The organism is Actinospica sp., assembly GCF_035552695.1.
Classification (GTDB): Bacteria; Actinomycetota; Actinomycetes; order Streptomycetales; family Catenulisporaceae; genus Actinospica.
In genome coordinates this window covers 1-1,661 of the sequence record NZ_DASZKT010000252.1, presented here as the reverse complement: position 1 = coordinate 1,661, position 1,661 = coordinate 1, and the positions used below count along the sequence as shown (strand labels likewise).

At 68.7% G+C, this 1,661-nt stretch carries 2 protein-coding genes; one reads left to right on the top strand and one right to left on the bottom strand.

Going from position 1 to position 1,661, the window contains the following annotated elements:
* Nucleotides 1-7: 7 nt before the first annotated feature.
* The gene (locus VG296_RS28435) at nucleotides 8-1,210 is read right to left on the bottom strand and encodes an erythromycin esterase family protein (protein ID WP_325571303.1); all 1,203 of its coding nucleotides are present in this window, start codon (nucleotides 1,208-1,210) and stop codon (nucleotides 8-10) included.
* A gap of 58 nt (nucleotides 1,211-1,268) precedes the next feature.
* Between VG296_RS28435 and VG296_RS28430 the strand changes: the two genes are divergently transcribed.
* Nucleotides 1,269-1,661: MerR family DNA-binding transcriptional regulator (locus VG296_RS28430; protein WP_349259728.1), on the top strand; the 393-nt coding region annotated here is incomplete at its 3' end.

Below are 1,661 nucleotides of genomic sequence, written 5' to 3'. Positions count from 1 at the left end.
GAGGAGCCTAGCTCGGCGGGGCGTCCTTGACGAACGCGATCCCGTCGTTGCTAGCCACGTGGGCCGGGTCCAGCGGGGAGTAGCCGAACCAGGGGGACACGCGAGCGGCGGGCGTCACGTCGCCGAGGATAGCGGCCAGTCGGCGGGCGTCGACGACATATCGGTCCTCCGGGAGCGCGTACAGGAGCCCTTCGATGGTGTCCGGGGGCGGGGTCTCCACACCGTGGTGGCGGATCGTGCCGAGGGCCGTGGCCATGAAGGCGTACCCCTCGCCCAGCTGGGCGCTGACGATCGCCCCGGCGCTCCACCATTCCAGCGGCAGGTCGCCCATCTGCATCCTGCTCTTGTCCCGCTGGAGATGCCCGTTGTGGGCGTGCACCAGCGCCGGGCCCCGCTCGGCGATGGCGAGCAGGTTGGCGGCCATCATCGAATCCCGCAGGCCCAGCAGCCGCGCCATGCGGCCCGGTGACGTGTCGGCCATCCAGAAGTGGTACCGAAGCAGCCCGGTGGCGGTACGACCGTACATGCGTGCCCGGTCCCAGTCGTCCCGCAGGGACGCCGCGATCAGGTGTGGCGTCTGCGTGTCAAGCAGGGCTACCAGGTCGTCGGCGAGCAGCCGCAGCTGGTTGGCCTCGGGCGTCTGCCCCACGGACTGGGACGGGTCCATCATCGCGGCGGGATTGGTCCACCGGTCGTCGGCGCCGAGCAGGCGGTCGAGCGTTTCCGCGGTGCAGGGAAGCAGGTCGGCGTCAACCCAGGCGGTGAGGTAGGCGTGGAGTGCGGTGAGGGCCTGCCGAGGGCTCGCGGCGCCGGTGATCTCCAGCGGGCCGTCGAAACCGGCGAAGCGCAGCCGCTGTGACACGGGCTGGCCGTCGTTGAACGCACGCATCCAGCGCACAAGCTCGCGGTTGGCCGCAGACGCGCCGAAGCCGTGGCTGAAGCCGCGCTCCATGACCTCGTCAAGGATGCCCGTACCCGACGTGACGTAGTCGTCCACGACCAGGCCCATCATGCAGTCGCTCTCGATCGTGATCGTCCGGTAGCGCTCCTGCTCGACGAGTTGCCGGAAGAGATCGTTTCGCAGGTCGAGCAGAACGTCCTCGCCGTGGGTGGGCTCACCCAAGGCAAGCAGCCGCGGCCGGGCCGGGAGCAACCCCATGACGGTAGCAGCGTCGACGACATGGGCGGCGTCTTTGATAGCAGCAGTCATACCCTAAACGGTATCGTTGAACTAACGGTTGAAACTTATCCGCGATATTGGCAGCACAGTGGTGCGAAACCTTCAAGACGGTGGGCGGCTCAGGCCCGTCGACCTGGCGCGTGGGCACGGCCTGTCCACGCAGGCGATCAGGAACTACGAGGCGGCCGGGATCCTTCCGGGGGCCGAACGCACTCCGCATGGCTACCGCACCTACACGCCGCTGCACGCGCAAGCGCTGCGCGCCTTCCTCGCCCTCGTGCCCGGACACGGCCACCAGACGGCCACGTTGATCATGCAGGCGATCAACCGGGGCACGACTGAGGACGCGCTTCGGCTCATCGACGAAAGTCACGCCCAGCTTCTCGACGACCGCCGCACCCTCCAGGCCGTCGAAGCCGCGCTTCACGACCTCAGTCCCGTACCGCAAGAACGCGGCGACACGTTCGTCGGCCCCCTGGCG

Bases quoted from the DNA above. Each gene is read 5' to 3' on its own strand.
- VG296_RS28435 (WP_325571303.1), bottom strand. From the start codon at position 1,210: ATGACTGCTGCTATCAAAGACGCCGCCCATGTCGTCGACGCTGCTACC.